The following is an 18,776-nucleotide window of genomic DNA, read 5'->3' as shown; positions in this document are numbered from 1 at the left end:
CTAATCTTAGTATGTTTTAGTACATTCAAGGATCAATTTGCCGACAATCTCATGCGCTTTTCGGAAAGGAATTCCTTTTTTTGCGAGGTAATCTGCTAATTCTGTCGCATTTGAAAAATCCTTTTGAGTCGACGTTAGCATCCGATCCTTATTGACGGTCATCGTAGATAGCATTCCTGCCATGATATCAAGGGACTTCTGGATGGTGTCGACCGTATCAAACATCCCTTCCTTGTCTTCCTGCAAATCTTTATTATAGGCAAGTGGCAAGGATTTCATAATGGTCAAGAGTCCCATCAGATGACCATAGATCCGTCCACTCTTGCCTCTGATCAATTCAGCCATATCTGGATTTTTCTTTTGTGGCATGATCGAAGATCCGGTACTAAAGGTGTCTGATAGGCTGACAAATCCGTACTCATAACTGCACCAATTGATTAACTCTTCGCAAAAGCGAGAGAGATGCATAATCAAGATACTGCTATTGGATAAAAACTCAAGGATAAAGTCACGATCACTGACAGCATCCAGCGAATTGTGATAAATTCCCTTAAAGCCCATCAAATCTGCTGAAAGTTGGCGATCAATTGGGAAGGTCGTCCCAGCCAGTGCTGCTGCTCCAAGTGGGGAAAGATCCGTATGCTCCATATTAAAGCCAAAACGTTGACTATCCCGGGTAAACATTTGGTAGTAGGCCAAAAGGTGATGGGCAAAACTGATCGGTTGCGCGTGTTGCAAGTGTGTATAGCCAGGCATGATGGTTTCAACATTCTCTTCAGCCAGTGTCACTAAAACCTGACGGAGATGCAACAACTTCTGATCAATCAGCCGCAACTGATCCTTCAGATAGAGATGCATATCTGTCGCTACTTGATCATTTCGAGAACGGGCTGTATGCAGTTTCCCTGCTACTGGACCAATCTCTTCGGTCAACAGAGCCTCCATATTCATATGGATATCCTCATTTTGCACATCAAACTGTAATTCACCAGCCTCATAACGTGCCAATAAAGTCTCAAGCCCTGCCTCAATAGCCTTGGCTTCCTCTTGGGTGAGAATCCCAGTCTGACCTAGCATCTTGACATGGGCCAAGCTACCTTTTAGATCGTAAGGAGCAAGCCGGTAGTCAAAACCGATACTAGCCCCAAATTTTTCTACCCAATCTTCTAAAGCAGCTTCAAAGCGTCCGCCCCATAATTTATGGTTTGTCATAGTAGATCCTTTCTACTTTTCTAGATGTGCCTGTACTTCGGCATGCACCTTCGATGGCAAGCCCCAGAGCTTGATAAAGCCAACTGCTGCATCTTGATCAAACGTATCTGCACTCGTGTAAGTTGCGAGATTTTCATCATAAAGTGAATTGTTAGACTTCCGAGCTACCACTGTAGCAGTTCCTTTATACAATTTCACTTTGGCTGTAACATTAACAACTTTTTGTGTCTGTTTTAGATAAGCAATTAGAGCCTCTGTGGCAGGATTAAACCAAAGACCATTGTAAATAAGGTTTGACAGTTCATTTTCAATGATTGGTTTAAAGTGTGCTAATTCTCTGACTTGGGTCAAATCTTCAATATCTTTATGGGCAGCTAGAAGAGTGATAGCACCTGGACATTCGTAAATCTCACGCGATTTGATTCCGACCAACCGATTTTCAACGTGGTCGATCCGACCAACTCCGTGGGCACCTGCCAGATCATTCAATTTCAGAATCAACTCTGACAATTTCATCTTCTCACCATCCAAGGCCACGGGAACCCCTTCTTCGAAATCAATATCCACAAAAAGTGGCGTATCTGGAGCCTTTTCTGGTGCTACAGTCAGATCATAGGCATCTTCTGGTGCCTGATTCCAAGGATTTTCTAGAACTCCACATTCATTGGCCCGCCCCCAAAGGTTTTGGTCCACCGAATAAGGAGAATCTAAATCAGCTGGAATGGGCACACCATTTTCTTTGGCATAATTGATTTCTACCTCACGTGACCACTTCCACTCCCGAACAGGGGCAACCACCTTGAGAGACGGATCTAGAGAGGCGATAGCAAGCTCAAAACGCACTTGGTCATTGCCTTTTCCGGTACAGCCATGAGCAATGGTGGTCGCTCCTGTTTGATGAGCGATTTCGACTAATTTCTTCGAAATCAATGGTCGACTCAAAGCGGACACGAGAGGATATTTTTGTTCGTAGAAGGTGTGTCCTTGTAGCGCAACCAAAACATAGTCTTCAGCAAACTCGTCTTTGACATCAATCACATGCGATTCAATCGCACCGACCTTCAAGGCCTTATCGTGAATAAAACTCAGATCTTTTCCCTCACCGACATCCATACAGACGGCGATGACATCATAGTCTTTCTTCAACCAGGTGATGGCCACTGACGTATCCAAACCACCCGAATAAGCTAGTATTACTTTATCTTTCACCATACGATTACCTCTACCTTCTATGAATATATTGTCACCTATTCTACTCCGAAAAATAGAAGAAGTCAAGGAAAATTTAATAATTATTTAAATTAATACGTTTTATAAATATTTATTGATTTTGATAAATATCAAAATTTTAATTAGTAAAACAGTTTAAAATCACCTAAATAATAGGTTTGTTTGTTTTCATACTTTTTCTGAAAATTAGATGATCAGATGATTTTTTAGTTGGAAAATGGGTAAAACCATCTATTTCAGTCTTTTCGAATGCATAAAAAAGAGAGAAGCAAGTTCTCTCTTTCTCTATATGAAGTCTTATTTGACGTGTTTCTTAAGATCTTCTTGTGCTTTTTTATTTGACTCTGCTTGTTCTTTTTGCCATTTTTCAAGGGCTTTGTTGTAGTCAGCAGTTGTCACAGCTTTGTCTTGGAGTTTCATTCCTTTGTAGATAACGTGGTCTTTTCCTTTTCCACCAGTCCATGCAAATGGAGCTGAGAATGGTTCAATACGTGTCAAGAATGGACGTCCAGTTGATGAAGAAGTTGGCATAACAAGGGCGCTATCAGTCAACCAAGCTTGCGCAGCCGCATATTTTTCATAGCGTTTGTTAACGTCTTGTGTTTCTGCACCAGCATCTTTGATCATCTTTTCAAAGTCGTACAGACCAACTTTTTTAGCTGCTTCATTGTTTTCACTTGGGTCAAATCCAAGGAAAGTCTTAGTATTTTCACCAGATGAAGCTTTCAAGATATCCATGTAAGTTGATGGGTCTTGGTAGTCAGGGCTCCATCCAACATTATCAGAAAGATCCCAGTCTTCGCCAGCCGCATTCGGCGCAAAGAGGGTCGCATTTTGAAGGTCTTCTTTGGAAAGCATTTGGATATCGATGACGACATTTTCTTTACCAAGCGCTTCTTCAACTGATTGTTTGAAAGATTGCACCCGTTGAACTCTTGATGGAGTGGTTTGGTCTACAGGCATATCGATGTGAATTGGGAATTTCACACCTTCTGCTTCCAAAGCAGTTTTCGCTTTTGCAAACTCTTCCTTTGCTTTCTTCGCATCGAAGAGACCGTTTTGACCATCATCTAGTTTAGTAGATTTCCACTCATCTCCGTAGGTATCCAATTGTGTTTTCACCATTTCACCAAAGGTCTTTCCATCAGCTTGGACAAATGTTGGTGGAATGTAGAGGTTACGGATGATCTTGCTTGCTCCGTCTTTTCCGTTCAATTGAGCAGCATACGCTTCACGATTGAAGGCAAAGCTGATCGCTTGACGGAAGTCCTTGTTTAAGAGAGCTTTCTTCGTAGATTGTTTTTCCTCATCGGTCTTCTTAGCAGTGTGTTTGTAAGATTGACGATCGATGTTGGTACCAATGACATAAGAAGCGGCATCTTGAGGAGTATAGGTAATTTCATCCTTGAATTCCTTGGCTTGCTCTGAATAACCAGATCCAGTTGGGAAGAGTTTTGCTAAGCTAAGACCATTGTCCGCAAATGATTTGGCCAATTTACTTTGATCTTGTCCATCGTAGAACTCCAATTTGACATCTGAGATATAAACTTTGTCTTTGTCCCAGTAGTTTTGGTTTTTGGTCATTTCGATCGAAGATTTTGAAGTAAAGCTCTTCAAGATGTAAGGACCATTGTAAAGAAGGGAGCTAGTATCACTTGCTTGGGCGAATTTATCTCCTTTTGATTTTACGAATTTTTCATTGACAGGGAAAGTGATCCCAAGTGTCAATTTAGAGTTCCAGAATGATTCTGGTTGGTTCAAAGTGATTTGAAGGGTATGATCATCAACTGCTTTTACTCCTACAGCTGAGAAATCTTTATTTTTACCACTGACGTAGTCATTCAAGCCTTTGATAGAATCTTGGATGATGTAGAGCATTTCTGATTTATTATCAGCTGCATATTTGATCCCTGTGACGAAATCTTTAGCGGTGACATCCGCATACTCTTCGCCTTCTGAATCATACCATTTAGCATCATCACGAAGTTTATAAGTATAAGTCAAACCATCTTGGGAAACTGTCCAGTCTTTTGCAAGAGATGGAATCAAGTTACCATATTTGTCATTTTCAAACAAACCATCAATCAAGTTTCCTGTGATATCATGGGTTGCTGCTTTACTTGAAGTCAAGTAGTTCAAGTTTTCAGGCTCCGTCTCATAGACATATGAGAATTTTTGACCGTTGCTTGAGCTAGATGATTTCGAACCACCAGAACAAGCTGCTAGGATCCCTGCTGAAAGGAGAGCAACTCCCGCAAGTGCAATGACATTTCTTTTTTTCATGTAAAACTCCTTAAGAAATTTTAAGTTTATTTTAAGATTATACCACAAAGATTTTCAGAAGAAAAGGAATTTTCAGAAAATTTTAGTTTTTTAAAAAAACTACTCCGTGGAGTAGTTAAAATCGAAGATCGAGTTATCTTAGAAACTTTCCTTAAGTGAGTTCGGACGTTAGGTGAAATTATCCAGTGGATAATTTCAGCAATCCAGGAAGTTCCATGACTTAGTTTTGAATCTAAGGTTTCAAAACTCCCGAGTGCCTGAAACAAATGTGTTTCAGGCACCTATCTCACAGCGGAAAGTTTCCATATACTCCTGTCTTAATCTGGAAAGATATCAATTCTACTTTTTCGAATCACTTATATCACTTAATTTTAAAATTATTTGTTAACATTCTAAACCACTAGATAATATAGTTGTTCTTTTTACTCTACTAAGTCACTCTTGAGGTAGGCATCGACCATGCGCTCTGTTGCGACTACAGAATCCAAGTGGGTCCGCTCATATGAGTGGCTAGATTCGATCCCTGCTCCGAGAAGAGCGTGTTTGACTTCTGCTCCTGCACTCATGGCTGCAGAGGCATCTGAGCCATAGAAAGGATAGATATCCAACTTATAAGGGATTTCTTGGGCTTTTGCCAAGGCTACTAAATGCTGACGGAATTCGTAGTGATACGGTCCTGAAGCGTCTTTGACACAGATGGATACCGTGTATTCATCCGTCGCTTGGTCATCTCCCATAGCCCCCATATCCACTGCCAAGTACTCTACTACTTCAGACGGGATACTAGAGTTAGCACCATGCCCCACTTCTTCAAAGACTGAAAAGGCAAAGGTGGTCGTTACTGGCAATTGAATCTGTTCTTCCTTGTAGATGCGTAGAAGATTCAAGAGAATCGCCGCACTCACCTTGTCATCTAAGTGACGAGATTTGATAAAGCCGGTGTCTGTCACAATGGTCCGTGGATCAAAGCTGACAAAATCACCCACTTCAATGCCAAGGGCACGCGTTTCTTTTTCATTGGTTACTTTTTCATCCAGACGGACTTCCATATTGTCCTGGTTCCGCTCGACAGTTCCCGCATCCTTGTAGACGTGGCAAGAAGTCTGATGGACCAAAATTGTCCCCGAATGGGTCTTTCCTGTATTGGCTACATGGACCGTACAGTTTTCCCCTTCAATCATATTCCAAGGGAAACCACCGATACGGTCTAGCTTGAGGCGACCATCTGCTTTCACAGCGCGGACAATAGCCCCCAAGGTATCCACATGGGCTGTGACGTAGCGTTGCTTGTCTGTGATCACACCAGGTACGGTCACATTCACGCCACCCTTAGCCGTCCGAGTTACTTCGTACCCAAAGCCTTCAATGGTTTTGACCAAGTAGTCTGCGATCTCCCGTGTAAAACCGGTCGGTGAAGGAATGGCTGTCAATTCCTGCAAATAAGTCACTGTCTGATTCATAATGCCTCCAAATGTGTTTTTCTTTATTCTAGCATGAAATAGGTGGAATAGCCAGAGGAGAGGTTACAGGGTAGAGTTTTTTAACATCAATCCTCTAGGGTAAGAGGAAAAATATCTTCCCCTCTGTGCATTCTATCTTCCATTTCTTTCCACTCAATTACTAATTTATATAGTTCATCAGTTGGAATAAAACAAGGGTCTCCTAAAAGTTCTTCCTCAAATTGGAAGTAAACTTCTGTTATTTCTTTTCCAACTTCGATCCCCAATAAATTTCCATCAAAAGCGTATTCTTCCATACTTCCAGAAATGACACTCTCCAAAGCTTCTAGAACATCTGGATAAAAATCAGTAACTTCCGTCATCATAAAGGTTGTTAAAATTTTATAATTTTCATTATTATACTGAACGGTAAGTGAATCCTTGTTTCCAATATTTTTAAATAATTTATATTCTCTTCTTAACATTTATAAACCTTTCTACTTTGAAACAATTGGATAAGCTGTAATAATTTTTCCATTATCAGTAAGAATCATTCTAATTTTTATTCCTCCCTTACTCTCGCCAACATAAACACCTCTTGAACCTTCTTGATAAATCTTATTATTATACGCCTCATTAATAGCATCAACAACCTCCTGAGGACTCATATGATCGGGAAAGAAGGTTGATTTACCTCCGTTAGCTTTCTTAAGAGTCCCATTTACTTCAACTTTCGCTTCATAAACTCCAGCATCGTTTAAGACAGAACTTTTCGTACCTTCTATAATACTGCCAGTAGTCCCCTCTATCATATCATAGTGGTATCCTCCTGCTCGACCTTTTTTATTTAAATCACCTTCAAAAATGTGACTCAAAGACTTCTCGGTAAAGTTTTCTGTATGTTTGAGATTTGCTAAGTCATCCAAATTGTACATTTTGAATGCAGAAGCATTCCGATTCCAACTTTCAATTAAAGATTCTTCTTTTGCAACATACTGTTTAAAATTCGAACTCTCTCTCGCAATTTTGCTCTCTTCTATATTTCGTAAAATGCGTTCACGATCATAAGTTTTTGGTGGTTCTGTTATAGTTTTAACATTGGTTTCTACCTTAGGAATTACTGGTTTCCTATTGAAGAATGGAACCTTCCCTTTTACTTTACTAAATACATCCGAGAACGTTGTATAGGGTTTATTGTAGTACTGATTGTATCCAACATAAGAGGTATACAGGGAACTTGCCAGTTGCAAGCTCTCAGTAAAAGCCCTCACCTTCTTGATATTTTTTGCCCGATTGATTTCTTCCTGTGTAGCTGGTTTGCCTGTAAAAGGATTAATTCCTTCTTCAATTATATAATAATCATATTTAGTTTGAAAGGCGGGATCTCGCCAACTAAGCATTTTTTGACTATCTAAAAGGAAATAGCGATCTAGTAGGTAATCATAATTGGCGCGTTCTGTTTCAGATTTAAATAGTTGTGCATAGGGATTCACATGAGCCATGGAGATCAATGTTTTAAGTTCTGGATAGGCCTCTTCTATCGCTTCTTGATCCATTGCATCGATACGTTTCTTAAATTTCGGGTCCACCTTGGCTAATTCTGAAGGTAATAATCCTAAGTGATCATCCTTCACTTCATTATACCGCTTCCATAACAATTTGAGATCATTCATATCCCATTTTGCGAGAATCGTATCACCTTGCCCCATATTCGTAAACCTTTTATAGGCTTGAATCACATCTCCATACTCTTCCTCCAGTTCTGCACGTGACATTTTTGAGAGTTTGTCTTCTAACGTTTCAACCTTCGGACTCTTCACTTTGTTCAGGACTGCTTGTCGTTTTTGCCATCCTAAAGAGATTGTTTGTTTCCACGATAGATCCGATCCACTACTTGGTGGCAAGTAGGTTCCACTAGCAGCATCCCATGATTGTGCAGCTTGGGCAAACCCGTTTTGAACGGCCAATAAATACCGCTCTGAATTTAAAAAGATAGTTGGAGATACTGCATTAAAAGTAAGCAGGCTAATTAATATTTTCTGTAACTTTTGTTTTACTCCCTCGAATACAGCTATGGAGACCGAAAGATTTAGAAAAGCTGAAATCTTATTATCTGATTTTGTTTCCATTAACTGTCTTAGACTGGAAATCTTTTGATCTGCTTCCCTAATTTTTTCCTCTAAATCCACTTGACGCCAACTTTTACTATCTACATCAGAGGTATATTGACTGACAAATTTTTGACACTCCTCCGCCAGTGATTCTTGGTACAAGACAATCCCTTGGATTAATGGAATTACAGTACTTGTAATATGCGCCTTTGCTGAGTCGTAAGCATGCCCTTTTAACTCTTCTTCAGCTACAAAATTTTTAAGAACTTTAATCAATTCAATATTCTGTTGCACGCACTGGGCGGATATACTAGATAAACTAGTTGCCTGGCTGTTGGCGGATTCTAGATACATATCTATACTCATGTGATTTCCTCCGTCACTAATCGTCTTTTTTCTTGGTGAATCGAATCTAACTTCATTTCAATAGATTTATGTTCTTTCCGAAGTTTTTCTAATTCTTTATCCAGACTATATTCCATTATTCTCACTTGATGCTGGAATTCTAACTGGTCATCCATCATTTGACTTTGATATCTGCTACCTTCGAAAAGAAAATCTAGATCATTTAACCAATGAGAATCATTCAACAGCTGATCCATTACTTCCATTTTCTTCGAATCTAATTTTTCTATTTGCTGATATAAGTCCCACTCCTTATCTGAAAGTTGTAGTTCTTTCTCATGGAGCTTATTCCATGTATCTTCTGCACTCATATCTAATCCTCTAATACATCTAAGTATTTTGATTTCGCTTCATTTGAGAATGATGGCTTAGACTGAATAGTATTCAGAATATTTAAATTTTGACGAATCATGGCATCCTTATCTTCAAATTGCTCAGCTAAGCTATGGATATTTTGAATCATATTCACAATATGATTCGATAGCTGAGTCTGAAGATTCTCAAATTGACTAATACCATTTTTAGCACTATTATTACCAGCAACTGTCGTTTGTTCATCTCTTTGAACTGTAATAGCTGAATGATTATTGGCAGATCCTATTGCAGTAGCATGCTTAGCAGCCACCGAAAGATCACTTTTTACGGTGTATTTATCTCCCATTCATTTCTCCTTTAAATTTTTTCATATTATAACATCTTTCACAGCTATAAAAAAGCCTAGTTAGTGGTATTCCCAGCACATTCGCTCACACAAAAAACTCAAGCCGACTGACTTGAGTTCCTTATTATTGATCATTGCGGAATTCATACCAAACTTAGGGTGTTAAATGGAATAGCTTGAGGAAAGGTTACGGGTTTGAGTTTTTCAACTCTTCTCGTACTTGCATTAAGAGAAGGCCTAGCTTGTTCTTCCCAGAGCCATCTCCTCCATCAGCCCAGTAGTCGTCATTTCGTGTATGTTCGATGAGGATGGCATCTCCTGTCGCGAGCAATTCTTTAGCGATTTCGGGATTTTGGCTAAATTTCATCCGAAGGACCTGGAGCATCACCTCATCTTTGATCTCTTCCCAATCTGGTCTCAAGGGATTTTGACGATTGCGCCCCTCTAAGGCAGCATCCATCGGAGATGCTATCTGACGAATTTTCTCTTGAATTTGGGGCACTAATACAGTATCTGATGACAAAATGCTGGCTTTATCTTCCGCTTGTTTATCCTCTACAAGTTTAGCTTCAGCCAATTCAATCTCTTTGCGACTTTGTTTAACAGTCGAGTGTTGACCAGCAGGATATCCCATCATGAGAATAAAGCTAGTTGCAGCCACTGCTCCAACACTAATTAAGGCTTTAGTTTTGACTATATTTAACATCTTAGACCTTCTTTCTAAAAAACTAGGTCAAGCATACCAGATAAAGCTTGGAGCTTTTATCACAAGAAAAAGACTCCGAAGAGTCTTCGCATTACTTATGCAATTCTTTATTACTCAATGTATGAAAAATCCCCCACAGAAGAATATTTACAATGATAAACAGCACTATTTCCACTAAATTAAAGTCTATCAAATTCCGTGACCGCATTGCCACCATAGCTTGGGAGTAGGGATAGATTAAAGATAATTTATCTGATACAAAAATCATCATAAATCCTATGAAAGTACCAATAGCACCAATTCCCACAGATTTACTGAAAACACGAGTTTTAGCTGTTACAAAAAACTGCACTGCCATCATACTAATTGTTCCAAAAATCCCCAATAAATCCCACTTGAGGTAGGTGAACAAATTAGAAATTTCTAAATGAGCTAGGTGAGCACTTACATAAAAAATACCAAACAAGAACAACTGTAAAACAGCAATAAACAAGATAATTACTATTTCTTTTGCCAATAATAATTTCCCAAGACTGACATTATTAGCTCTGAGAAATTCAATATTTTTTCTATCAAACTCTTTTCCTAACATCATGGCTACATAAAGGCTGACCAAAATCGGAAAGAAAAGCTGGCTATAATAGAAGGTCAATTGTCCCCATAAAACAGGTACCTTTTCACTTTCTGAAACCATAGAATAAGCTGAACCAAAGTAAATCCCAAGACCAATCAGGCTACAAAAAGCTAAGAACCAAATACCAATCATCAGCATGGAAAATTTTTTGGTTTTCCGCCATTCTACTGATAGATAAGACATCATAGCTTGCCTCCTTTCTTTTCAACCAGATAGAGAGATAAGAAGAGATAGATTAGGGCTATTGGCAAATATGTAAAGAGTTTAAATCCTAGGTTTGTCACCAAAACATAACTCACTTGACTGGCGACTTGCTGGTAATCCACCAGAGACAGATATCCTATACCACCAAAAGGGAAAATCAGCTGTAGAAAAGCTGGGGCATGACCAAATCCAACTCCAAGAAATCCTCCGAAAATCCCTAATGACAGTATCAATGCCTGCTTTTTCAGTAAAAACTGCAAAGTCAAAAACAGACAGGTCAAGACAAAAGAGGCTAGCAGGAAAATGACGATTTGCCAGAGGATTAGGCTAACAGGCATTTCTAGACCAGATAAGATTGCAATCAACTGGACTACTACTCCCTCCAAAAAAGCGAGAAAGGTCAAAACGAACATAGTCAGGCCAAGCTTACTCAGAAAGATATGCCGTACATTTTCACCATTTGCCAAAAGCAGTTTGAAAGTGTTGCCCTCCTTCTCGTTCTTGACAATCCGCGATACAAAGAGAGCAACCACAATAGGAAGAATCAAGCCATTTACTTCTTTTATCATATAGAAAATTAGGCTAATCTGGTGCATGTGTGGATTACTTAGGTAGCGTGTAGCGGCTACAATTGCCCAAGCAAATCCAACTCCCATAACTAGTATGCTAATGAGGAAGGATTTGGTTCGTTTGGCCTTGAGCAATTCAATAGACAAATTATTCAACATAAGACTCACTCCTTGGTTAAGTTAAGGAAGATAGATTCCAAGGTTTCTTGTTCTTGCTTCACTTCATAAATTGGAACTTTCTCGACTATTAAATCTCGTAACAAACTAGAAATCTGCTGATCGGTAAGGTTAGTCAGCTTGAGTTTATCCTCTTGTATCTCTAACATCTTGCACGGATAACCAAATAACACTTGGCTAATGACTTCACGTCGATCTCTAAAATCCCCACGCACTTCCAGCCATTTATTGGACTGAATTTTACGAATTTCTCCCTCGTAAACCAGTTGTCCATGATTGATAATCCCCACACGGTCAGCAATATGCTCTACTTCAGAAAGGATATGGGTAGAGATGAAGACAGTAATGCCCTGTTCTTTTGCCAACTTGATAATCAGTTCCCGAATTTCATGAATCCCTGCTGGGTCTAGCCCGTTTGTTGGCTCATCCAGTATCAACAAACGTGGTTTCTTGACTAAGGCAAAGGCTAAAGCCAAACGCTGTTTCATACCCAAGGAATAATCTTTAACCAATTTTTTCTTGTTTTTAGGTTGATCTAACCCCACAATTTTCAAGGTTTCCTGAATATTTTTCTTATCAAATCCAAGGATTTTTTGGAAGACCAAGAGATTTTCATAGCCTGTCAAATTAGGATAATAAGATGGTTCTTCAATCATAGAGCCAATCTGATTAAGATACTGCTTGTCCGTACCTATAGATTGACCGAACACTTCAATCTCCCCAGCTGTACGAGAAATCAAAGACAAAATCATCTTCATGGTGGTTGTTTTCCCAGCTCCATTTGGACCTAGAAAACCATAAATCTCACCTTGTTGAACTGATAAGGAACTAAGGTTAACTACCTGAGTGTCCTTAAATTCCTTTTGTAAGTTTTTTATCTGTAAAACATTACTAATCATTATGAACTTCCTCCTCAACGAGATTCATTTGTTGTTTAGCCATTTGGAAATACCTCACTGATTAAAATTTATTTGAGAAGTATCTCTATCTAGGTTATGTCTTTATTATAGACATGCTAGATTAATTTTAAACTAAGCTAACCTTAATTTTACATTAAGATTAAAGTGTTTTACCTTTTTTCACTCTTTTAAATGGTATAATATAGATAAGTGAGGTAAGATTATGAATTTCGAACAACAACTCCTGAATAAGCACATCCTTATCATTGATGACGATAAAATTTTAAACTCTTCCATAAGAGATATTCTCACTGCCTACGGATTTTCCAATCTAACATCAGCCTATGATATAGAATCTAGTTTGGACATGATTGAAACAGAGCAGTTCGACCTTTTCCTTTTGGACATTATGCTCCCCGATGGTGACGGCTACACATTAGCAAAACATATCCGAAAAAAAGGCGATACACCTATCCTCTTTCTGACTGCCAAAAATAATCCTGAAGATGAGGTAGCTGGTTTCAATGCTGGTGGTGATGATTATGTCATGAAACCCTTCATTCCAAAAAATCTTATCTATCGTATTATGGCTCTGCTCCGGAGAAGCTATAAATCAGAACAGGAAGCAATACAGATTGGACAGACTTTGGTGAGTTTTCGGAATGCAACAGTACAAAAAAATGGAGCAGAAATTTCTATTACGCCAATTGAAATTCAGATTTTGAAAAAACTTTACGATAATAAAAATTACATCGTTTCAACCGAATCTCTCTGTGATACGATTTGGGGAGTGGATAGCTTTGGTTATGAAAACACTTTGACTGTACATATTCGGAAAATTCGAGAAAAAATAGAAGAAAATCCTTCAAAACCTCAATATTTAAAGACAGCTAAAGGGCTGGGATATAAATTGTTATCATGATTATAAACCAAACCAAAATTTTAAGGTATTCACTAAAGAAATTTATCTTTTTTTCCATCATTATCTTCATTACCAATATTCTTCTAATTGCCAGTTTTGTTTTCTACATTAAGGAAAAGCAAACTGCTACTGAGACTGTGAAAATAATTTCTGAACACATTACCATCACAAAAAATAACGTCCACATACCTAGAAATGATCTTTCTAGTCTAAAAGAACAAAAGTTATGGCTCATGGTATTGGATAAGCAGACTGGAAAACAAGTGTACGAACAGTATAAACCTACAGAAGTTCCTTCGCAATTTGACTATGGGGACATTTTACAATTTTCTCGCTATTATCTTTCAGATTATCCTGTTTTTAGTCAGATAAAAGGTGACTACATCATTGTTGTTGGTTTTCCAAAAGATAAAATTGCTCGTTATAGTTATAATTACTTAGATATAGATAGTATTCGCCTGATTCCGCTAGTAGCATTTGGAGTATTGCTTTTCAACTGCCTCTATTTCGCTTTTCTTTACTACTATGGTGTGACGCATATCAATCGTAAAATTGCACCTCTTGTAACTGCTATTCAGAATCTCCCAGATGGTTTGAAAAATCCAATAAATTCTATATCAGAACTAGAATATCTTACAACTGCAATTAATCAAACTGATACTCTACTCAAAGAGAATGAAGTCTTTAAAGAGCAATGGATTTCAGGTATTGCACACGATATCAAAACACCTCTTTCTGTCATCATTTCTAACGCGTCCTTGTTAAATGATTCTAAACTAGATACACAGTCTAAAAAACATATTCGCCCAATATTGACGGAATCCTATTACATCCAAAATATTTTAAATGACTTAAATATAGTAGCTCGCCTTTCATCCGGTCATCTTCAATTAAATCAGACTGAAACAAAAATTATCCCCTTCTTCAAAGACATTCTCATCCATATTTTAAATCAAGAAATCTGGAATGATTTTGAATTTGAATTTGATTACGATTATTCACTTGTTAATCAATCTATCATGATTGAGCAGTTTTTAATCACGAGAGTTATCCATAATATCATCTACAACTCTGTTTTACATAACGAAAAGGGTTGCACAATAAGAATCCACTTATTCAAAAAAGATACAAATGTAATTGTCGAAATCAAAGATAATGGACAGGGAGCTTCACCAGAAAAAATTGCTGAACTTAATGAATTATCTTTTAAAAGCATTGATATTTCTAAAATTAGAACGACTGGAATTGGGCTAAAAATTTCAAAACAAATTGTTGATTTGCATCAGGGCTCTATTTCGTTTGCTAGTGTCCAAAATGAATTCTTTGAAAGTATCATTTCACTTCCGATTTTCAACATTACCAATTAGATAAAAAAATGGAGAAGAACCATTAGAGTTTTCTCCATTTTTTTCATCTTATCTTCCACTTATACCCTACCCAGCCTGCCAAGACAAGCAAAGCAAGGTTAAAGATGATAAAGAAAGTCGTAAAACCAAATAATCCATTCTGTGCCAAATCTTCCGTGTTGGAATTCTGTCAATATTTTGGACACATTTTGGGAGGAAAATTTGAAGGCTAGCGCCCTTCGGTTGCTGGACCCCTTCTACGACCAATTCTCTGTACTCTACAGGGGACTGGTCATTCAATTTTTGTTGAATTCTAGTTTCATTATAAAATATGATGTAATTTTTGACAATATCTGTTATACTATCTCCAGTTATGTTTCTTCACTTATGGAGAGAGAAGGTTTCAGACTTGAGAACAGAGTGAAACCATTCGATACAGGCATTATCTGCTGGTGTTCCTTTTCGGGACATGGAGCGGGTGATGCCTTTTTCCGTACAAGCTTGATAGTAGGCTTTTGAGGTGTAGACAGATCCCTGATCGCTGTGTAAAAGTACCCCTTGAGGTAGCTCAAGTTGATGGTACAAAGTTAGTATCTTGACACTCTGAGATGGTATAAGCTACTATTTCACGATTATAGAGATCCATGATCGAAGATAGATAAAGTCTACAGTTTCCAAAGTAGAGGTAGGTGATGTCTATGACAAGCTTCTCCATAGGCTTGTCTGCCTGAAAATCACGATCCAGCTTATTGTCTGTTACATGGTAAGGCTTCCCTAATTTAGGTCCCTTCTTGGGACGGGCACGGCAAAGGCAGCCCTTTTCCTTCATGATACGATAGACCTTCTTGCGATTAACGACGAGGTTATAAACTTTCTTTAGTAAGCGAGTGATGGTTCGATAGCCGTAAATAAAGCGATTTGCCATACAGAGTTGTTCGATTTTATCTGCTATTTCGTCTCTTTTCTGAGAATTCTTACTCTCCTATTTCCAGCGATAAAAGGTGGAGCGTTTGACTCCGAAACACTCTAAAACAATAGATACAGGGCATGTTTTCTTATACTCTTCCACTAGCTTGATAAGACTTACTTTGTCGATTTTCTTACCAAGCTCTGATACTTTTTTAGTAATTCCACCTGCAAATGTAACTGTTCCACTTCAGATAATTGTTTCATTTCTTTTCCATAAGTATATTGTTTCCCCACGGGTTGGTGGAAACGGTACAATTCATCATTCTGATACCATTGCCACCAGGTTTTCACCTGAGTAGCATTTTTGATGCTGAGGGTATCCATGATAACTTTATTTGATTTGCCTGCCTTCGTCATTTCGATACAGGCTAGCTTAGTTTCTACTGAATATGCTTTTTGACCATAACAAAACACCCCTGTTTCTAGTTTACCAGAATTCAACAGGAGTGTTTTCTTGTGTCTCATTTTATGGGTGCAGTGCCGACCCTAGGGATTCTTTCGTTCTCATATATACGTCACTAGTATCGGCTAATTTGATTTAAATTGCAAGAGAAATAACATTTTACATAAAAATCGGTGGGTATCTTACAATTTTTGTATATAATAGATCTAAAAAGCAACTGGTTTTAAGAATTCTTATCTAAAACATTCGGAAATTTCCCTTAACCGTAGCGGAAAGTTGTTTTCTTCTCCTATTTATAATAGACTATCACTAACATTAGATGAAAAGGTGACTCTATGACTATAAATCAACTGCTTCAAAAGCTGGAGCCTACTAGCCCTATCCTTCAAGCTAACTTTGGAATTGAACGCGAAAGTCTTCGTGTCGATAGACAGGGAAAATTAGCACATACGCCTCACCCTTCCTGCCTAGGAGCTCGAAGTTTCCACCCTTATATTCAAACAGATTTTTGTGAGTTTCAGATGGAACTCATCACACCAGTTGCTAAATCTACCACTGAGGCTCGTCGATTTCTTGGAGCCATTACCGATGTAGCTGGACGTTCCATCAGTAAAGATGAACTTCTCTGGCCCTTGTCCATGCCTCCTCGTATCAACGCCCAAGAAATCCAAGTTGCCCAACTGGAAAATGAATTTGAACGCCATTATCGTAACTACCTGGCCGAAAAATACGGAACTAAACTACAAGCTATCTCAGGTATCCACTATAATATGGAACTAGGGAAAGATTTGGTTGAAGCCCTATTCCAAGAAAGTCACCAGATTGATATAATTGCTTTCAAAAACGCCCTCTATCTTAAGCTGGCTCAGAACTATTTGCGCTATCGTTGGGTGATTACCTATCTCTTTGGTGCTGCACCTGTTGCTGAGCAAGGCTTCTTCGATCAAGAAGTGCCAGAACTCGTGCGTTCCTTCCGAAACAGCGACCATGGTTATGTCAATAAGGAAAAAATACAAGTATCTTTTGCAAGCCTAGAGGACTATGTTTCTGACATCGAAAACTATATCGAACAAGGTGATTTGATTGCGGAAAAGGAATTTTACTCGGCTGTTCGTTTCCGTGGACAAAAGGTTAATCGCTCCTTCCTTGACAAGGGAATCACCTACCTAGAATTCCGTAACTTCGACCTCAACCCCTTTGAGCGTATCGGTATTAGCCAAACTACCATGGATACCGTACACCTACTCCTTCTAGCCTTCCTCTGGCTGGATGCCCCTGAAAATGTTGATCAGGCTCTGGCTCAAGGTCACGCGCTGAATGAAAAAATTGCCCTCTCTCATCCTTTAGAACCTCTACCTTCTGAAGCTGAAACTCAGAACATTACGACAGCTCTAGACCAACTGGTGCAACATTTTGGGCTTGGTGACTATCATCAAGGTCTGGTCAAACAAGTTAAAGATACCTTTGCAGATTCCAGTCAGACACTAGCTGCTCAACTTCTTCCTCATATCAAAGACAAGTCCCTTTCTGACTTTGCCCTTGACAAGGCGCTTGCCTATCATGATTACGACTGGACTGCCCACTATGCTCTTAAGGGTTATGAGGATATGGAACTTTCTACCCAGATGCTGCTCTTTGATGCCATTCAAAAGGGGCTTCATTTTGAAATCCTAGATGAGCAGGATCAATTCCTTAAACTCTGGCATAAAGATCATGTTGAGTACGTCAAAAATGGTAACATGACCTCAAAAGACAACTATGTAGTTCCTCTTGCCATGGCTAATAAAACCGTGACCAAAAAAATTCTGGCTGATGCTGGCTTCCCTGTCCCTGCCGGCGACGAATTTACCAGTCTAGAACAAGGTCTAGCCTACTATCCTCTTATCAAGGGCAAGCAAATTGTGGTTAAACCAAAATCAACCAACTTCGGTCTGGGCATTTCCATTTTCCAAGAGCCTGCCAGCCTTGATAACTATAAGAAAGCTCTCGAGATTGCCTTTGCAGAAGATACAGCTGTTCTTGTTGAAGAATTTATCCCAGGAACCGAATACCGTTTCTTCATTCTGGACGGGCGTTGTGAGGCTGTCCTCCTTCGTGTCGCTGCTAATGTTGTCGGTGATGGCAAACACACCATTCGTGAATTAGTCGCTCAGAAAAATGTCAATCCATTGCGAGGCCGTGACCACCGCTCACCTCTGGAAATCATTAAGCTAGGAGACATCGAACAATTGATGTTGACTCAGCAAGGTTATGCACCTGATGATATTCTCCCAGAAGGGAAAAAGGTCAATCTCCGCCGTAACTCCAACATCTCTACAGGTGGCGACTCTATTGATGTCACTGAGACCATGGATTCATCCTATCAAGAATTAGCTGCAGCTATAGCGACTAGCATGGGGGCCTGGGCTTGCGGGGTTGACCTCATCATTCCAGATAAAACTCAGCCTGCTAGCAAGGAAAAACCTCATTGCACTTGTATAGAGCTCAACTTCAATCCCGCTATGTATATTCACACCTATTGTGCTGAAGGTCCTGGACAAGCTATCACTCCAAAAATCCTAGACAAGCTTTTTCCAGAAGTTGCCACAAGTCAAACCTAAAACCTA

The 18,776-nt window shown here is 39.0% G+C and carries 14 protein-coding genes and 3 pseudogenes; 3 read left to right on the top strand and 14 right to left on the bottom strand.

What is annotated here, in order from left to right; translation table 11 throughout:
• Positions 1–15: 15 nt before the first annotated feature.
• The 12 genes and pseudogenes from argH to BTU61_RS10075 all read right to left on the bottom strand — a co-directional run.
• Positions 16–1,212: pseudogene (gene argH, locus BTU61_RS10130) on the bottom strand (argininosuccinate lyase); the annotation flags it as partial.
• Between the two features lie 12 nt (positions 1,213–1,224).
• Entirely contained in the window at positions 1,225–2,424 is a 1,200-nt protein-coding gene (locus BTU61_RS10125; protein ID WP_200773427.1) for an argininosuccinate synthase, read from the bottom strand.
• 315 nt (positions 2,425–2,739) lie between these two features.
• The gene (locus BTU61_RS10120; RefSeq protein WP_200773426.1) at positions 2,740–4,725 is read right to left on the bottom strand and encodes a peptide ABC transporter substrate-binding protein; all 1,986 of its coding nucleotides are present in this window, start codon (positions 4,723–4,725) and stop codon (positions 2,740–2,742) included.
• Between the two features lie 422 nt (positions 4,726–5,147).
• Entirely contained in the window at positions 5,148–6,185 is a 1,038-nt protein-coding gene (locus BTU61_RS10115; protein WP_200773425.1) for a M42 family metallopeptidase, read from the bottom strand.
• 86 nt (positions 6,186–6,271) lie between these two features.
• Positions 6,272–6,649 (bottom strand): hypothetical protein, encoded by a 378-nt coding sequence (locus tag BTU61_RS10110; protein ID WP_200773424.1) that lies wholly within the window; start codon positions 6,647–6,649, stop codon positions 6,272–6,274.
• A 12-nt stretch (positions 6,650–6,661) separates the two neighbouring features.
• On the bottom strand, positions 6,662–8,641 hold the full coding sequence (locus tag BTU61_RS10105; protein ID WP_234700143.1) for an EndoU domain-containing protein: 1,980 nt from the start codon (positions 8,639–8,641) through the stop codon (positions 6,662–6,664).
• Positions 8,638–8,991, bottom strand: coding sequence for a DUF3958 family protein (locus BTU61_RS10100; RefSeq protein WP_200773423.1), 354 nt, complete (start codon positions 8,989–8,991; stop codon positions 8,638–8,640). The genes BTU61_RS10105 and BTU61_RS10100 overlap by 4 nt, the downstream gene beginning before the upstream one ends.
• 2 nt (positions 8,992–8,993) lie before the next feature.
• Positions 8,994–9,341, bottom strand: coding sequence for a TIGR04197 family type VII secretion effector (locus BTU61_RS10095; protein ID WP_200773422.1), 348 nt, complete (start codon positions 9,339–9,341; stop codon positions 8,994–8,996).
• Between the two features lie 214 nt (positions 9,342–9,555).
• Positions 9,556–10,047 (bottom strand): annotated as a pseudogene (locus BTU61_RS10345) (NADAR family protein); the annotation flags it as partial.
• Between the two features lie 91 nt (positions 10,048–10,138).
• The gene (locus BTU61_RS10085) at positions 10,139–10,867 is read right to left on the bottom strand and encodes an ABC transporter permease (protein ID WP_200773421.1); all 729 of its coding nucleotides are present in this window, start codon (positions 10,865–10,867) and stop codon (positions 10,139–10,141) included.
• The gene (locus BTU61_RS10080; protein ID WP_200773420.1) at positions 10,864–11,613 is read right to left on the bottom strand and encodes an ABC transporter permease; all 750 of its coding nucleotides are present in this window, start codon (positions 11,611–11,613) and stop codon (positions 10,864–10,866) included. Before BTU61_RS10080 ends, BTU61_RS10085 begins: the two co-directional genes overlap by 4 nt.
• Before the next feature lie 5 nt (positions 11,614–11,618).
• Positions 11,619–12,530, bottom strand: a complete 912-nt coding sequence (locus BTU61_RS10075; RefSeq protein ID WP_200773419.1) for an ABC transporter ATP-binding protein — start codon at positions 12,528–12,530, stop codon at positions 11,619–11,621.
• 223 nt (positions 12,531–12,753) lie between these two features.
• Here BTU61_RS10075 and BTU61_RS10070 point away from each other — a divergent pair, with 223 nt between their 5' ends.
• Together BTU61_RS10070 and BTU61_RS10065 are read left to right on the top strand one after the other, a co-directional pair.
• Positions 12,754–13,452 carry a response regulator transcription factor gene (locus BTU61_RS10070; protein WP_002892257.1) on the top strand — a complete coding sequence of 233 codons (699 nt, stop codon included), beginning with the start codon at positions 12,754–12,756 and terminating at the stop codon, positions 13,450–13,452.
• Positions 13,449–14,819: a sensor histidine kinase gene (locus BTU61_RS10065; RefSeq protein ID WP_200773418.1), complete on the top strand. Its 1,371-nt coding sequence runs from the start codon at positions 13,449–13,451 to the stop codon at positions 14,817–14,819. The genes BTU61_RS10070 and BTU61_RS10065 overlap by 4 nt, the downstream gene beginning before the upstream one ends.
• A 43-nt stretch (positions 14,820–14,862) precedes the next feature.
• On the opposite strand, the gene BTU61_RS10290 is transcribed toward BTU61_RS10065, so the two are convergent.
• Both BTU61_RS10290 and BTU61_RS10060 read right to left on the bottom strand, forming a co-directional pair.
• Positions 14,863–14,967 (bottom strand): hypothetical protein, encoded by a 105-nt coding sequence (locus BTU61_RS10290; protein WP_222935347.1) that lies wholly within the window; start codon positions 14,965–14,967, stop codon positions 14,863–14,865.
• Between the two features lie 89 nt (positions 14,968–15,056).
• Positions 15,057–16,124 (bottom strand): annotated as a pseudogene (locus tag BTU61_RS10060) (IS3 family transposase); the annotation flags it as partial.
• A gap of 381 nt (positions 16,125–16,505) precedes the next feature.
• Between BTU61_RS10060 and gshAB the strand changes: the two are divergent.
• Positions 16,506–18,770 carry a bifunctional glutamate--cysteine ligase GshA/glutathione synthetase GshB gene (gene gshAB / locus BTU61_RS10055; RefSeq protein ID WP_200773417.1) on the top strand — a complete coding sequence of 755 codons (2,265 nt, stop codon included), beginning with the start codon at positions 16,506–16,508 and terminating at the stop codon, positions 18,768–18,770.
• Positions 18,771–18,776: the final 6 nt, after the last annotated feature.

The sequence above is a fragment of the Streptococcus lactarius genome (genome assembly GCF_016642265.1).
In the GTDB taxonomy this organism is placed as follows: Bacteria; Bacillota; Bacilli; order Lactobacillales; family Streptococcaceae; genus Streptococcus; species Streptococcus lactarius.
Note: the sequence above shows the minus strand (reverse complement) of the source record. Positions and strands in the feature narration are given on the sequence as shown.